A 14,952-nucleotide genomic window follows, 5' to 3' on the forward strand; every position below is an offset into this window, starting at 1 on the left:
GCATGCGTGGTTAATATCTGCCCATGCCGGTGACCAGCGGCTCTACTTTCAAGGGATACAGCGTCCTGCGTTTCCTGGGCCGCGGCCACACCGGCGAGGTGTTTCTCGCGCAGCATCCCCGGCTGCCGCACTGGAACGCATTGAAGGTCCTGTCTGCGGCGTTGACCGACGACGACGAGTTCCGCGACCGGTTCATGCGCGAGACGCCGGTCGCCACCAGCCTGTACCACCCGCACATCGTCGGTGTGGAATACCGCGGTGAGTTCGACGGCCGGCTATGGGTCGCCATGGATTACGTCAACGGCAGCGATGCGGGCGCGTTGATCGAGAGTCGTTATCCGAGTGGGCTGCCACCGGGCGAGGTGCTGGCGATCGTGACCGCTGTCGCGGATGCGCTCGACTACGCCCACGGCCGAGGCATGCTGCATCGCAACGTCAAGCCGGCCAACATACTGTTCACCAATCCAGCGGACGGCGAGCAACAGATACTGCTGACCGATTTCGGGCTCGCGCGTCAACTCGGCGATCCCGATGGGCCGGGTTCGCCCGAGCTGACCGCCGAGGCGGTGGCCTACGCCTCCCCCGAGCAGCTGACGGGCTCGGACATCGATGGACGAGCCGACCAGTACTCGCTGGCCGCGACTGCTTACTACCTGCTGACCGGGCGGCCGCCGTTCCAGCAATCGAACCCGGTCGCGGTGATCAGTCAACATCTGACTGCTCCGCCGCCGAGCTTGCGCACCCAGCGCCCCGAGGTCGCCCGCCTCGACGGCGTGTTCGCCGTGGCACTGGCCAAACACCCTCATGATCGCTTTGCGGATTGCCGGGCGTTCGCGGACGCACTCAGTCACGGTGCCGGTGCCTGGAGCGGTGACCGAAGTCCGGAGGCCTACCTGACGGTCGTCGACTATCCCGAGGACCCCGATGCGCCGGTGCCCAGGCTTGCATCGGCCGGGGAAACGGCTTCCTTCTTTCCGACGTGGGCGAAAACGGTGCGGGGCTTGGCGAAGCACCATCAGGAGACCGCGGAGAAGTCGGTCGACGAAGTCCCGACCACCTCGTCGAAGTCCCGCCGCAACCGGTGGCCGTGGGTCATCGGGCTGGGCGCGGCAGCCGCTTCGCTCGGTCTGGGCCTGGTTGCCGTCGGCGTGATCATCGGCCGCGACGACAACACCGGCGCCCCGCATGCGTCGGGACCGCTGGCCCCCGTGCAGGGTCCGGCGCCGAAAGCGGCCCCCCCGGCCGCCAAACACGACTTCCCCGGGCCGGGCGAGGCGCTGGACGGCGCGTACCGCATCGATGTCAACCGCGAACAGCAGACCTACAACGGCAGCCCTGATCCGCAGCCGCCGAATGTCAATACCTGGTGGGCATTTCGGACGGCGTGCACGCCGGCATCGTGTGTTGCCACCGGCGCCATGCTGGACGAAACCGGCCACCTTCAACTCGGCGAGTCCGGTGGCAGCAAAACCGTCGTCATGGATTTTCGCAACGGTGGGTGGCACTCGCGGCCGGACACGCTGCTGTTCGCCTGCGTCGGTCCTGACAATGCGCCAGCGAAACAGACTACGACGCAAGCGCTTTCGTTGCAGAAGGATCACGGTGACTTCCGAGGCACGATGACGGTCACGGTGGAGAGCAATGAGTGCAGGCAGCAGGGCGCGACGATCGAGATCCCGACGGTCGCTGCCCGGGTCGCCGAGGTCCCGCCGGGCGTCGAGGTACCGACCGTGCCGAGCGCTCCTCCCCCGGCACCCGTTCCGTCGGGTCCGCCCCGCTGACCGGGTGCCGCTTCAGAACCGCAGCGGCAATTCCGTCAAGGCGAAGGTCTTGCTGGGGAACTTGATGACGGGCTCGTAGTCCGGCGCAGTTTCGAAGTCGGGAATTCGCTTGAGCCATTCGTCGACGATCACCGTCAGCTCCATCCGCGCCAGATGCGAGCCCAGGCAGCGATGCGGACCACCACCGAATCCCCAGTGCCGGTGTACTTTACCGTCCATTACGAGGTCGTTGGTGGATGTCGGGTCACTGTCGTCGCGATTGACCGCGGCCATGCACAGGAACACCGGAGATCCGGCGGGCAAGGTCATGCCGCCGACGACAGTGGTCTCGGTCAGTACGCGCGGAGCCACCGGGGCCGACGGCTCCAGGCGTACGATCTCCTCGATGAAAACCCGTATCTGCCTTGAATCTTTGCGTAGCTGAGTGCGCAACTCCGGTCGCCGGGCCAACTCCAGCAGCGCGAAACCGATTGCGGCAGTGACGGTGTCCAATCCGGCCAGGATGAGTAGGTGGCTCATTCCGAGTAGCTCGATGTCGGAGAAGTCGCCATCGCTGGCCATCACCGCCGAGAGCATGTCGTCGCCGGGCGTGGCTCGGCGTTGCTGGATCGCGTCGGTGAGGTACTCGTACAGGTCGCGCGACGCCGCTGCGTCGGCTTCTGTGACGTACGGTTTGTCCGCCATCACGGAGTCTTTCCAGCCGATCAGACGATCGCGGTCCTCCAGCGGCAGGCCGTAGAGATCGACGAAAACCTGGAACGGATAGAGCCGCGCCAGATCTCGCATCGCGTCGCACTCACCGCGTCCGGCGATCGCGTCGATCATGTCGGCGGCATGGCGGACCAGTACGGGCCGTGATTTGCTCAAGCCGTAGGGACTGAAGAACGGTTGCAGGATGCGGCGGTACCGGGTGTGCTCCGGGGGATCGAATGCCAACGGCAGCACCGGGATCGGGCTACCAGGAGGCTGAAGTGCCAACCTGGACGAGAACACCGTTGGATTGCGTAACGCCGCCAGCACGTCCTCGCGGCGGGTGACGTAGTAGTAGCCGTTCATGTAGACGATAGGTCCCGCCTCGCGCAGCACCTTCCATCCGGCGCCGCGGTCCGCAGTCATCGGCAGCTTCGTGTACTCGAGCCGGGGAAGGTGAAAGCCGGTGCCGTACAGGCTTTCATCGATGATGCCCATGCCCGCGTTCTTTCCCTGTCAGATCGTCTGTTTCACCAGCGACGCCGCCCGCCGGTGTCGATGTCCATGGTAGGTGTCCCGTCGTAATGAGACTGCATCGGTTCACCGCGCATCCGCGACGATGTTCGCTGCGTCTTCTAGAATCGGCGATGTGTGCAGTCGTCGTAGAGTCATCCGATGAAGGTCCGATTGGAGCAGTCGCGGTGCGTGGGGCACGCGCAGTGTTATGCCGTCGATCCGGACCTATTTCCGATCGACGAGGCCGGCAATTCCATCATGGAGGACCACGAAGTTGCGCCCGAGGAGGCGCAGGTGACCCGGGACGGCGTCGCGTCGTGTCCGGAGATGGCGCTGATCCTCGAGGACGGATAGCCTCGCAAATGGCCTGCAAGGCAGGCTAATTGATGTGCGCTATCGCCCGGGGTCAGATGCGGAGTCGGGAAAGCGGCCCTGGAGCGCTCGAAGCAGCCTGCGAATCTCACCGAGTCGGACGCGGACCTGCGCCAGCTCATCCCCTGGCTCGGCGGCCTCCGATTCGGCCGGACGGTCGGCGGTACGGGCGATGCGATGGGCGAGTTCTTCCAGTTCGGTGCGCTCAGCCCGCAGCAGCCTTTCGAACACCCGCGCCTGGGCGATCTCGGCGGACTGGGCCGGGTCCAATGCGGCTGCCGTGCGCAGCGTCCGGCGATCGTCAGCCGTTTGTGAGGCTGTGCCGGCACCGTTACCCAGTCGCGGTGACAGCGCGAGCGCGCCCGATACGCCAGTCTCTTGCGCCATGCCGCCGCTCCCGCCCGAACACCCTACTGTTCACCAAGAGGTAACCTACGCCAGGACTTTCGGGCAGCTCCAGGCGTTTTCGAGGTGAACCAATTGTTCATGTGGAAGACGCCCAACATTCACTGAACTTCAGGGCGCGCCACCCGCGGTCCCCTGCACACGCTTGGGGCGCCACGCGACCGCGCGGCGTCCCAAGGCGTGAGTGGTTATCCGATGATCAGCCGGCGAACGGCGGGCGTGCCATCACCGTCGGCTTGAAACCGTAACGGGGTCCTGCGCCGCCACCGAAGCCCCCGGCCCCGGCCCCGGCCAACGGCATACCGCCGAGCAGGTTGCCGCTACCGGACTCCGGGGCGGCACTGACGCTGCTGACCGGCAAAGGCGCGTGCGGCGCCGCCAGCGGGGCCCCACCGATCCAGGACGGCGGTACCGCCAACTTGCCGACCGCGCCCGCGCCGCCCAGGTTGGCGGCAATTCCACTGGGCGCGGACGCAGCTGCGCTGCCGCCACCCAGCATGCCGCCCAGTCCACCGAGGCCACCGGTTGCGGCACCGGCACCGGCCGCGGCAGGAGCAGCGCCGTTGAGTACCCCGAGGGTCTTCGCGATCTGGACGAAGTTGTTGCCCATACCGATGCTGAAGTACGGCAGACCCTCGGTGTTGTAGAGGAAACCCGCGTAGGGCGAGTAGGCGTTGACGAACGCCTGCAGGTTGGTCGGCAGCACGGAGCTCCCGAAGAAGAATCCGTACAGCGTGGACTCGAGCGACGCCGGACTGCCGAACGCGCTGTTGAATCCCGCCGGCGTGAACCAGGACTGAATGTTGCTGGGCAACAAGGCAAGCAGCTGCTGCAGAATGTCCTGCGAGTTGGTCGCTGCGGAGGTACCCGTTGCCTGACCGACCGCAGCCGCCTGGGCCGCCGGACCTTCGGCGGTGGTGCTCGATCCCGGCGCCGCGAACGGCGTCACTTTGGCGGCGGCCGCCGACTGACCGGCGTAGCCGTACATGGCCGCGGCGTCTTGCGCCCACATCTGGCTGTACTGCGCCTCGAGTTGGGCGATCAGTGGCGTGTACTGACCGAAGACGTTGGCCTGGGTAGCCGCTGCGGTCTCCGCACGGTTCGCCGCGATGAGGGGCGGCGGCACGGTGGCCGCGAACGCCTGCTCGTAGGCCGCGGCTGCCGCCCGGGCCTGGGTCGCGGCCTGCTCGGCCTGCGCAGCCGTCTCCTGCATCCAGGTCACGTAGGGCTGGGCAGCGCTCGCCATCTGCGCCGAGGCCGGTCCCATCCACTCGTCGCTGGAGAGTTGAGTGATGACCGTCTCGTATCCCTGGGCGGCCGATTGGAGCTCGGCGGAGAGCGAGTTCCACGCCGACGCGGCCGCCTGCAGCGACGACCCACCGGGGCCTGCGTACATACGGGCCGAGTTGATCTCAGGCGGTAACGCCCCAAAATCCACCATGAAAAATCCTCCTAGCCGGCCGCAGCCGCGTTGGCGGCTTCGGTGGCTGCGTAGGAACCGGCGCTGGTGCCCAACGTGTTGACGAATGCTTCGTGGATTGCAGCTGCCTGCGCGCTGACCGACTGGTAGAGCTGAGCGTGCGCGACGAACTGGGCCGCCGTCAGCGCCGAAACCTCGTCGGCGGCAGCGGGAACCACTCCGGTGGTCGGTGCCACCGCGGCGGCGTTCTGGGCGTTCACCGAAGACCCGATCCCCTGCAGGCTGGTGGCCGCGGCCGACAGTGCCTCCGGCTGCGTGGTTACGAACGACATCCGGTTTCCTCCTCAATAACCGTAAGCGTTTTCGACCTTGGGCAAGGTCGTCGATAAAAGGTTAGATGGTCACGCGGGCGTAACGCCCCTGCCGAGCCAACTGTTCATGCCTGATCGGTGAGAGTTCATCCCTCGATATCCGTTGTTCACCAAGCGTTTTACTTTTCTTCCAGCGTTGGTCATCTGACGACCTCCGCCCGCAGGTGGCTCACTGATCACCGTTGATCGACAGCGCTGAGCCCACATTGCTTGCACTGCAACATTTTTCGAAATCCAAGGCCACTAACCCGCCGAAGGTGGCCGCGGCATCACTGCGTGCCGGAAGCCGTACTTGACGACGTAGCCGGCACTGCGTCGGCCGGTGGTGGCGGCGTTGGCCATCGGCATGCCGTTGAGCATCGCGTTCTCAGTCGGTGCCGCGATAGGCCGGAAGGTGCTGGCAAGCTCGGCCTCCTCCATCGCCGCCGGCGTCGCTCCCGGCCAGTTCCCCGGCACGGAGAGCCGACCGAGCGTGCTGGCCTGTCCGATCCCCGCCGACACCGGCGCGCCTCCGGTCTGGCCGAGAGCCAGCCCGGCGAACTGCGGTGTCGGGTACCAGGCGCCACCCGAACCCGCCGTCGTTCCGGTACCGAATGTCAGCTGCTGCGCGATCGAGGCACTGAACTGGCCCAGGCCCACGCCGAAATAGGCCTGCAACGTCTGCTTCAGCACCGCGGTCAACGTGGCGGTGTTGAACCCGAGGCCCAGACCGCCATTGGGATAGGCGTTGTAGGTGTTGTAGATCAACTCCTCGAGCCAGGCGAACGGACCGGTGAACGTGGGCGGCGTCGCGGCTGTGCCCACACCCGTCCCGGTTGTCGCCGCGGGCACCGTGGTGGCCTGCGTCGAGGTGGGCGCAGAAGCGACAGCGTTCTGCACCGCGGTCGCGGCCTGGCTGGCCGGTGTCGCGGCGGCCTTGGCCACCGCGTCGGCCTGGTTGGCCGTTCCCTCGTCGGATGCGGTCTGTGGCGGTGCGGCGAACGGCGTCACCTGGGACGCGGCCGCCGAGGCGCCCGCATATCCGTACATCGCTGCCGCGTCTTGGGCCCACATCTCGGCGTAGAGAGCTTCGGTCGCCATGATCGCCGGGGTGTTCTGGCCGAAGAAGTTGGTCGCAATCAGCGCCATCAACAGCGCGCGGTTGGCCGCGATCGCCGGGGGCGGCACGGTCATGGCGAAGGCCGCCTCGTACGCGGCGACCGCGGCACGCGCCTGGTTCGCAGTCTCCTCCGCCTGCGCGGCGGTCGTGGCGAGCCAGTTCACGTACGGGGTGACCGCGGCCATCATCGCCAGCGACGTGGGACCGATCCACGTACCACTGGTCAATTCCGCCAGCGTTGCCCCGTAACCGGACGATGCAAAGCCCAGGTCGGCGGCCAGCCCATCCCACGCCTCCGCGGCGGCCAGCATCGGCCCCGGTCCGGGACCGGTGTACATCCGGCCGGAGTTGACCTCCGGTGGCAACAGCCCGAAATCCAGCACTAAACCCCTCCGTCAACAAGCCGGAATCGCATTGGCCGCACCGCTCGCCATGTCGATTGGGCGGCGTGCAGCACTGTCGGTGTCGTCGCGAGCTGATCGGCAATCCGTGCGCCCAAGCGGTGTGCGGTCACAGACGAAGTGCTTTCTTCCCTCGGTAACGCAGGCGCATCAACAACATTGAGCTTCGGTGCTCATCGCTGAGCAGTCGCTGACTGAGACATTAGAGGGCGCCGCGGGCGATCTGAAACGAAGACGCCCACTATTCATTCGCTTTGAGGCAGTGTTCATCCGCCATCAACTGCTGTTCACTCGGAGTTGGGTTTTTCGCCACCCGGGCGACGGCTAACCGCCGGCCGGACTGAACGGCACCACGGTCGAGCGCAGCTCGAAGCGAGGGGCTGCTTGAGCACCCGGTCGGCCGCCCATCGAGGTGATCGGCATCATCGGCGGCATGCCGGCATGTGCCGGTGCCGCGGCGACGGCGGCACTGGCCGGGAACGCCGCCGTGGGGCTCGCGGCCGGTGTCAGGCCGGTCCAGGCGGTCGGCACCGACAACGCGCCGACCGTCGTGGCGTGACCCATCCCGGCCGAGATGGCCGGTGCGCCGCCGGTGCCGAGTCCGCTGAGGCCGGACAGCGTCAATACTTTTGCGCCGGAACCCATTCCGGCTGACTGAACGGCGCCCAGCTCGTTGGCAGCGGTCGTTGCCGCCTTGGCGGCGGTGGCGGTGCTGCCCGCGGTGAACAGCTTGGACAGCATGCTCATCGGCATCGAGGCGAACTTCATCGGCATGCTGAGTGCGTTGATCAGCGACGAGGTGGAGGAACTGGTCGACCCCGACGACGAATCGGTCGCGGTCGACGCGATCCCGCTCACAGCCTGCGGGGACGCCAGACTCTGCAACGCCTGCGGCATGCCGGAGATGAGTTGCGGGCCGGACGACATGACCGTCTCGGCATCGGTCCCGCCCGAGGCGCCGGCGGCCTGCGCGGCAGCGGCCATCTGGGTGCCCAGGCCGCCGGGGTTGGTGGTCTGCGGCGGCGCGGTGAACGGTGTCACCTGGGATGCGGTTGACGATGCGCCGGCGTAGCCGTACATGGCGGCGGCGTCTTGGGCCCACATCTCGGCGTAGAGCGCTTCGGTGGCGGCGATCGCCGGTGTGTTCTGCCCTAGGACGTTCGTCGCGACCAGCGTCGCCAGCAGACTCCGATTGGCGTCGATCAGCGGCGGCGGAACTGTCGCGGCATAGGCCGTCTCGTAGGCGCCGACGGCGGCGCCTGCCTGCGCGGCGGCTTGCTGAGCTTGGTCGCCGGTCGCGCTCAACCACGTCACGTACGGCGCGGCGGCAGCGGCCATCGACGTCGAACTCGCACCCGTCCAGGGTCCGCTCGTCAGTGTCGACAGAATCGAACCATAGCTTGCCGCAACAGAACTCAGCTCATCGGCCAACGACTGCCAAGCCGTTGCGGCGGCCAGCATCGAACTCGGTCCCGGGCCGGCATACATTCGGCTGGAATTGATTTCGGGCGGCAGGGCGGCAAAATCCAACATGTTCGCGACCGCCTGCCTAGCCGGCCGCAGCCGCGTTGGCGGCCTCGGTGGCCGCGTAGGAACCAGCGCTTGCGCGCAGAGTGCTGACGAACAACTCGTGAATCGCCGCCGCCTGGGCGCTGACGATCTGATACATCTGTGCGTGCGTGGCGAACTGTGCCGCTGTCATCGCGGAGACCTCGTCTGCGGCAGCGGGCACCACACCGGTCGTCGGCGGCGCCGACGCGGCGTTCTGCGCCGTCATCGTCGACCCGATCCCCTGCAGGTTCTCCGCGGCGGCCGTCAGCTCGGCCGGCTGAGCGCTGACAAACGACATCTGGCACTCCCTTCACAACAAGACCCACCTGTCACTAGTTAGAGACGTTAACTAGGAAAGATGGGCTGCCGACATGCCGAAGCTATGCGCTGGCTATGAAAGGTCTGGCAGCTCGTTGCGGTGCGATACACCTGCCCTCGGACGCGAAAAAGTCCCCCTGCCATCGGGCAGGGGGACTTTTTCGAGATCGGGCTAGCGCCGCAGTTCGGTCGCCGCGACCTGGACGAACACTCCGGTGTCCTCGGCCATCAGCAGACCACGACCCCGGGGCAGTGGCCCACCCTTCATCTTGCCGCGGATGAAGCCTTCGTCGGGGTCGGCGTCCATGACCAGCAACGGCGCATTTGCCTGGGCCAGCGCCCGCAGCATCGGGTCGCTGCCGGCCGACGACCAGCCACCGAAGGTGCGGGTGACAATCACGTGCAGGCCGACATCGGCTGCCCGGGTGACCCACGGTGCCGCCTTCTGCAGCGGCGAGTCGAAACCGGGCGGCAGCTGCTGGACGTCGTCGATGATCAAGAAGATCTCGGGTCCGGTCCACCATGCGCGGGACAGCAGCTCTTCGGCCGACAGTCCCGGCGGCGGCTCGCGCCGAGCCAGCACCTGACCGAGCTCGTCCATCATGGCCGCGACTCCGTCGAGGTTGTAAGCGAACCTCTCGACGTAGTCCGTGCCCAGCGTCGTCAGCAGCTGACGACGTGGGTCGGCCAGCCAGACCTGCGCCGACGGTCGGGACGTCGGTTGCGCGATGCTCGCACCCGGCTCGTAGACCCGGCCGATCTCGGCCATGATGGTCGCCAGCGTCGTGGTACGCCCGCACTCGCGTCGACCGGTCACCATCAGGTGCGCGTTCTCGGCGAAGTTGAGGTACACCGGCTGCAGGTCCAATTCGTTGATGGCCCAAGCGATCCCGCCGGCACCGACGTTCTGGCGCTGATCTGCCTGCGCCAGCGCCCGCACCTGCTCGAGGCCGAACTTCGCCGGGAGCCTGCGCACCGGAGGCGCGTTGCCGACCGCGATCTGACTGACGGCCGCCGCGACGCTGTCCGAAGAGAAGACGTTGTCCGGAGTGCTGGCCATCGCCGGCCGGGCCACCAGTGTGTGCAGGCCCGATTGCGGGTCGCTGTCCAGGCGGACGTAGTTGACCGCGACCATGCCGCGGCCCGGCTTGACCGGCACGTCCTTCGCGAACCGCGATCGCACCAGCTTGGCGTCTTCGACGGCGGCCAGCCGGAGCTCGATGCGGGATCCGAAACCGCTTCGCACCGGTGGACGCAGTTCCGACTCGCGATCCGCCGTGGCCATCACGTGGATACCGAACGACGGACCCTGGTTGATGATCTGGTTGACCTGCTCGATGAGGACTTCGTTCTCCTCGGCGAGCGCACGGTAGTTGTCGATCACCAGGAAGACGTCGCCGAAGCCGTCGTTGGGCACCCGGCCGGCTTCGCCACCGAACTTGCGTCGACGGAAGACCTCCATCGACGGCACGTCGTATTCCAGGAAGGTGTGCTTGCGCTGACGGAGCAACGCCAGCAGTTCTGCCACCGTGCGGCGGACACCGTAGGGGTCGGTCGGACCGACGACCTCACCGACGTGCGGCAGCCGGGCCACTGTCGTCAGCGCGGTGCTGCTGTACCCCAGGACATAGAACTGCACCTGCTCGGGCGTGTGAGTCAGGGCGGCCGAGGTGATCAGTGTCTGCAGGGCGGTGGTCTTGCCGGACCCGCCGGCACCCAGGATCAACACGTTGGAGCCGGGCCCCGAGGTGTCCACCGTCCACGGCGGCTGATCGTGCTTGAACGGCCGGTCGATGATGCCGACCGGGAAGATCAGGTCGGTGCTCGCCCCGTACTGCTCCTGCCACGGCTGGTTGAGGAAGCGATTGACCAGGTCTTCGATCGACACAGGCCGGTCGAGCGGCGGCTGCCACAACCGATACGGCTGGAAGTCGATTCGGCGGAGCTGGTCGATGATCACGGTACCGACCTTCGGCGTCCGGATCGCCTCCTCTTCCTCTTCCTCCTCCACCACGTCGGCGCCCAGGCTTCCGAAGACCTCGCCGTTGCCGCTGTCGCCGTTGGTCAGAGCTGCGAAATCGTCGGGCCCTGTCACGTCGACCTCGATGGGCGTGAACCCGGTCGTGAACAGTTGCGGCCGAATGTAATCGACCGAGTGGGTCAGCATCGCCGGCCCGCCGTCATCGAGCGAGACCCCGCGGCGATAGTCGCGCCAGAGGAACTCGGCCTGGAACCGGACGATTTCGTCGAGGCTCTTGCGGAAGTAACCCAGACCGGCCTGCGCGGGCAGGTTGACGGCGTTGGGCACACCGGCCGCCTGGGCCGCACCGGCGGTGCGCGCCTTCAGCACCAACCGGTAACCCATGTTCTCCATGAGCTTTTCGGCCCGGCTCTCGATCGTCTGCGAGGCCATCATCAGGTGGATCCAGTAGGCGCGACCCTGACGACCGATGGAGTCCAGCACGTCGACCGCGGTCGGCATGATCCGGAACCACTCGTAGAACTCGTCGATCACGACCACCAGCATCGGCAGCGGCGGGATGTCCTGACCGCGTGCGCGCATCCGGGAGCGCATCTCGTTGTATTCCTTGGCGTCGTCGACACCGGCGTTGTCGCAGACCGCCTTTCGGCGCGCGATCTCACCCCACAGCGAGTCCAGGAAGCGCTCCATCAGCGCCTGGTCCTCTTCGAGGTCGGTGATGATGCGCGAGACGTGCGGCACGCCGCCGAACGGCTTGACCGCGGACCCACCCTTGAGGTCGGCGAGCACGAACTGCAGCTCGTCCGGCGGATGCGACAGCATCAGCGACTCGAGCACGGTACGCACCAGGGTCGACTTACCCGAACCGGTCGTTCCCGACATGACCCCGTGTGGGCCATCGCCACCCTCGTCGAGGGACTTCATGTCGAGGAACAGCAGCTCGCCGTTGTCGGAGCGGTTTCCGAACGGGATCCGGAGCCGGGAGCGACTGGTCAGCGCGTCCCGCCGGCTGCTCCACAGTGCCTCGAAATCGATTTCGGACGGATCGTCGATCCCGTAGTACGACAGGATGTCTCGGGCGCCGATCTGGGCGACCCGCTGACCGATCTCTTCGTAGGCCTCAGCCAGCCGCCAGCGGGCGACCCGCTGGGCGAACTGCTCGGCTTCGGGCTCGGTGACGTTGTCGGCCAGCGCGAAGAACCACCGGTTGTCGTCGATCACCATCCAGGTGTCGCGGTCGCGGGGCAGCGCCTCGATCACACCGACGTCGTTGGTGAACTTCAGGACCCGCTCCGGGTTCCCGGTCCACAGTGCAGACCCGGTGAGGTCGAAGAACGTCACCCCGTCGACGCCGTCGACGCTGATGACGTACTCCCACTGGGCGTCGTCGACATCGGCGATGATCACGTGGTGCGGGGTGGGCGTCTCGGCCGATGAGCTCGCGTGCCGGGGCGTGAAAGATCCACGCCCAGCGAACAATTCAGCCTGGTCGGCAGCGAATTCGCGCACCGAGGCGTACACCATCCGCGCGTTGCCGGCGGCGTCGCGGCGGCGCGGGTCACCGAAGTGCGGCAGCCACTTGACCCAGTCCCACTTACTCATGTCCGACGTGACCACGATCATCTGCAGATGGTCGGGTCCGTGCGAGAAGGCCAACTGGCAGATGATCGCGCGCATCATGCCCAGCGTCTGCTCACGGTTGCCGATCAGCGCGTACCAAGGCTCGACCAGCAGCGAGATCATCTTGGGCAGGTTGTAAACGACGCTCTGGTAGCGCCCGAATTCCTGCAGCGCCTTACCGGTCACCGGCTCGAGCTCGATGTCCGTCGGCATGTTCTGGGGCTCACCCCAGGTCACCTCGGGACGCGTCATACCGACCCCGATCCGGGCGACACCGAAGTTGAGGTCCTTGCCGTCCGGCTTGCGCTCCCACATCCGGGGCGAGCCCACCGCGGCGGCAAGCGTCGTCGGCTCGGGGTGGAACCACCGGTAGTTGGCGTCCATGCTGTCGGCGGACTCGTTTGCGGTCTCCCGCAGCATGTCCAGCATCAGCATGAACTGGGCGCGCATCGCGTCCAGCTTCGGGCGACTCATCTGCTGTTGGCCACCGAATCGGCCACCGAACATCATCATCGCGACGCCGCCGATCATGAAGATCGGGAAGATCGAGCCGGCGCCCAGGAACATCCGCGAGCCGTTGGCGACGGTCATGCCGACCATGCCGACCAGCAGGCCGACGACCAGCACGCCGACCACGATCAACCACCACGGCTTGCCTTCGGGCGGCGGAACACTCAGCGGTGTCGGTAGGACGATGTTCTCCGGCCGGACGGCCGGGGCGCGCTCGGGCGTCGGGCGTGCGAAACCTTGCTTCACTTGGGTACCACCAACTCTGCGGGGTTCATATCGGTCGGAAGGGTGTCGTGACGCACCAACGCGTCGGCACGGGACAGGGCCGGGCCGGGCGCCAGCAGACGCAGGGCAACCCACGGCGCCGGTGACGGCTCAGTGGTCAGCCCCAGTGCGGATCGGGAGTCGCGGGTGTTCTCGACGCCGAATCGGGCACCTGAACTGGTGAGCCACCACAGCGACTCGGACGTGCTCGATCCCGGGTCGTTTCCGGTGACGACCACCCAGTTGCCGGATTCGGGGCCGAAGTAGACGTGGTCAGCTTCCCGGCCCGACGTGTCGGCTTTGACCAGCGACACCACCTTGTCGGTGGAGCTGTTGGGCACCGGGATCGTCGGTCCGGAGATCACCTGAATGCGGGCGCGCTCCTCGCCGGCGGTCTTCTGCCACCACCAGCATGTCGCGGGGTTCTCCTTCAGGTCCACCGGGCTGAGCGGAGCTTCGGGGTAGGCCGACAGGTCCAGTCCGTTGACCACCGGCATCTTCGCCAGCGAGGCCGGCGCCACCACCACCGGCGAGTTGCCGGCCGGGGTGCCGGCGTTCTGCAGGATCTGGGCCACCACCGGGTTGACCGTCTGGACACCGTCGCCGAGCACCACTGAATACTGTTGTGGCCCGCTGATTTGCGGGGTCACGATCACGGTGCCGATCGGTCCGGGCGCGTTGGCGAACTCGGCCGGCTTGCCGGCATCCGGCACCTTCGGCACCGACAGCTCGGGGCCGACGGGCAGTGAGTCGTACAACGCCCGGCTCATCGGGTGGGCCTGGCTGACGTTTTCCGGGGTCAGGCCCAGCGGGAGCAGCACGGCACGGTTGGTCGAGTCGATCCGGGACCGGCGGCTCTGCCGGATCACGTAGGTGTCCTTCTCGTACTTCAGCACGATGGCGTCGGATCCGTTGAGCACGCGGCGACGGTTCGACAGGTCGGGCGTGCCGTCGATGACGGTGACCGTCACCGGTGACACCGCACCCACGCCCACGGTCGGCGTCACCGAGTCGCACACCAGCCACGACGATGTCGCGGGCGTGGTCGGCGAGAACTCCGACGGCGCTCCCGGGATGCCGACCAGCGGTCCGTGCGGCTGCTGGGCGATCTGGCTTCCGCGCACCTTGTGCGGGTTGTCCGCGCGTCCGGCGATCAGCCGGGCCGACGCCAGGTTCAGCGCGGGGTACAGCTTGTCGCCGACGCGGACGTAGAGCGCGCCGGAGTCGCGGTCGGCAATGATGGGCGACTCGTTCAACTGTCCGGAGGGGCTGATGAACGAGTACAGCAAGGCGCCCAGGCAGCACACCAAGGCGGCGGACACCGAGGCCACCACGGCCAGCGTCTGGCGCCGGCCGGGCTCGATTTCCATCCGCACCCGCCAGCGCGTCAGCGCCATCGCCGTCCGGCGGGCCAGGAACTGGTAACCGGTTACCTGGGTCCGGGTGGACAGTCCGAGGCCGTAACCCGAACCCCGCTGCTGGTCACCGGCCATGTTTGCTCACACTCCAGTCAGACGCAGAGACCGAGGCATGCGTAGTCCCACGATTCACAGGGATAACGGTAGGGCACCCCGCGCGACCTCGCCACGCGAATGTTTGACCATGGGCGAAGTTCGTGTCTGCGCCGATTGTGGTTTGAGCCACAGTGCTGTC

The 14,952-nt window shown here is 67.0% G+C and carries 11 protein-coding genes; 2 read left to right on the plus strand and 9 right to left on the minus strand.

The window, feature by feature from the left end; genetic code table 11:
• Window positions 1-23: 23 nt before the first annotated feature.
• Window positions 24-1,781: a serine/threonine-protein kinase gene (locus tag CYU59_RS11970; RefSeq protein ID WP_292989519.1), complete on the plus strand. Its 1,758-nt coding sequence runs from the start codon at window positions 24-26 to the stop codon at window positions 1,779-1,781.
• 12 nt (window positions 1,782-1,793) lie between these two features.
• Here the strand turns inward: CYU59_RS11970 and CYU59_RS11975 are convergent, their stop codons facing one another.
• A complete protein-coding gene (locus CYU59_RS11975) occupies window positions 1,794-2,969 on the minus strand; it encodes a cytochrome P450 (RefSeq protein ID WP_292989521.1) in 1,176 nt (391 codons plus the stop codon).
• Between the two features lie 177 nt (window positions 2,970-3,146).
• Between CYU59_RS11975 and CYU59_RS11980 the strand changes: the two genes are divergently transcribed.
• On the plus strand, window positions 3,147-3,341 hold the full coding sequence (locus tag CYU59_RS11980) for a ferredoxin (RefSeq protein WP_292989523.1): 195 nt from the start codon (window positions 3,147-3,149) through the stop codon (window positions 3,339-3,341).
• A 39-nt stretch (window positions 3,342-3,380) separates the two neighbouring features.
• Here the strand turns inward: CYU59_RS11980 and CYU59_RS11985 are convergent, their stop codons facing one another.
• From CYU59_RS11985 to eccB, 8 genes are all read right to left on the minus strand, one after another.
• Window positions 3,381-3,746: a hypothetical protein gene (locus CYU59_RS11985; RefSeq protein ID WP_292989526.1), complete on the minus strand. Its 366-nt coding sequence runs from the start codon at window positions 3,744-3,746 to the stop codon at window positions 3,381-3,383.
• 217 nt (window positions 3,747-3,963) lie between these two features.
• The gene (locus CYU59_RS11990) at window positions 3,964-5,202 is read right to left on the minus strand and encodes a PPE family protein (RefSeq protein WP_292989763.1); all 1,239 of its coding nucleotides are present in this window, start codon (window positions 5,200-5,202) and stop codon (window positions 3,964-3,966) included.
• A 14-nt stretch (window positions 5,203-5,216) separates the two neighbouring features.
• The gene (locus CYU59_RS11995) at window positions 5,217-5,516 is read right to left on the minus strand and encodes a PE family protein (protein ID WP_292989528.1); all 300 of its coding nucleotides are present in this window, start codon (window positions 5,514-5,516) and stop codon (window positions 5,217-5,219) included.
• A 282-nt stretch (window positions 5,517-5,798) separates the two neighbouring features.
• The gene (locus tag CYU59_RS12000) at window positions 5,799-7,037 is read right to left on the minus strand and encodes a PPE family protein (RefSeq protein WP_292989530.1); all 1,239 of its coding nucleotides are present in this window, start codon (window positions 7,035-7,037) and stop codon (window positions 5,799-5,801) included.
• 342 nt (window positions 7,038-7,379) lie between these two features.
• Window positions 7,380-8,588: a PPE family protein gene (locus tag CYU59_RS12005; protein ID WP_363114425.1), complete on the minus strand. Its 1,209-nt coding sequence runs from the start codon at window positions 8,586-8,588 to the stop codon at window positions 7,380-7,382.
• Between the two features lie 16 nt (window positions 8,589-8,604).
• Window positions 8,605-8,904, minus strand: coding sequence for a PE family protein (locus CYU59_RS12010; protein WP_292989533.1), 300 nt, complete (start codon window positions 8,902-8,904; stop codon window positions 8,605-8,607).
• Between the two features lie 192 nt (window positions 8,905-9,096).
• Window positions 9,097-13,281 carry a type VII secretion protein EccCa gene (gene eccCa, locus CYU59_RS12015; protein ID WP_292989535.1) on the minus strand — a complete coding sequence of 1,395 codons (4,185 nt, stop codon included), beginning with the start codon at window positions 13,279-13,281 and terminating at the stop codon, window positions 9,097-9,099.
• Window positions 13,278-14,792 carry a type VII secretion protein EccB gene (gene eccB, locus CYU59_RS12020; protein WP_292989537.1) on the minus strand — a complete coding sequence of 505 codons (1,515 nt, stop codon included), beginning with the start codon at window positions 14,790-14,792 and terminating at the stop codon, window positions 13,278-13,280. The genes eccCa and eccB overlap by 4 nt, the downstream gene beginning before the upstream one ends.
• Window positions 14,793-14,952: the final 160 nt, after the last annotated feature.

The sequence above is a fragment of the Mycobacterium sp. genome (assembly GCF_002863225.1).
Classification (GTDB): Bacteria; Actinomycetota; Actinomycetes; order Mycobacteriales; family Mycobacteriaceae; genus Mycobacterium.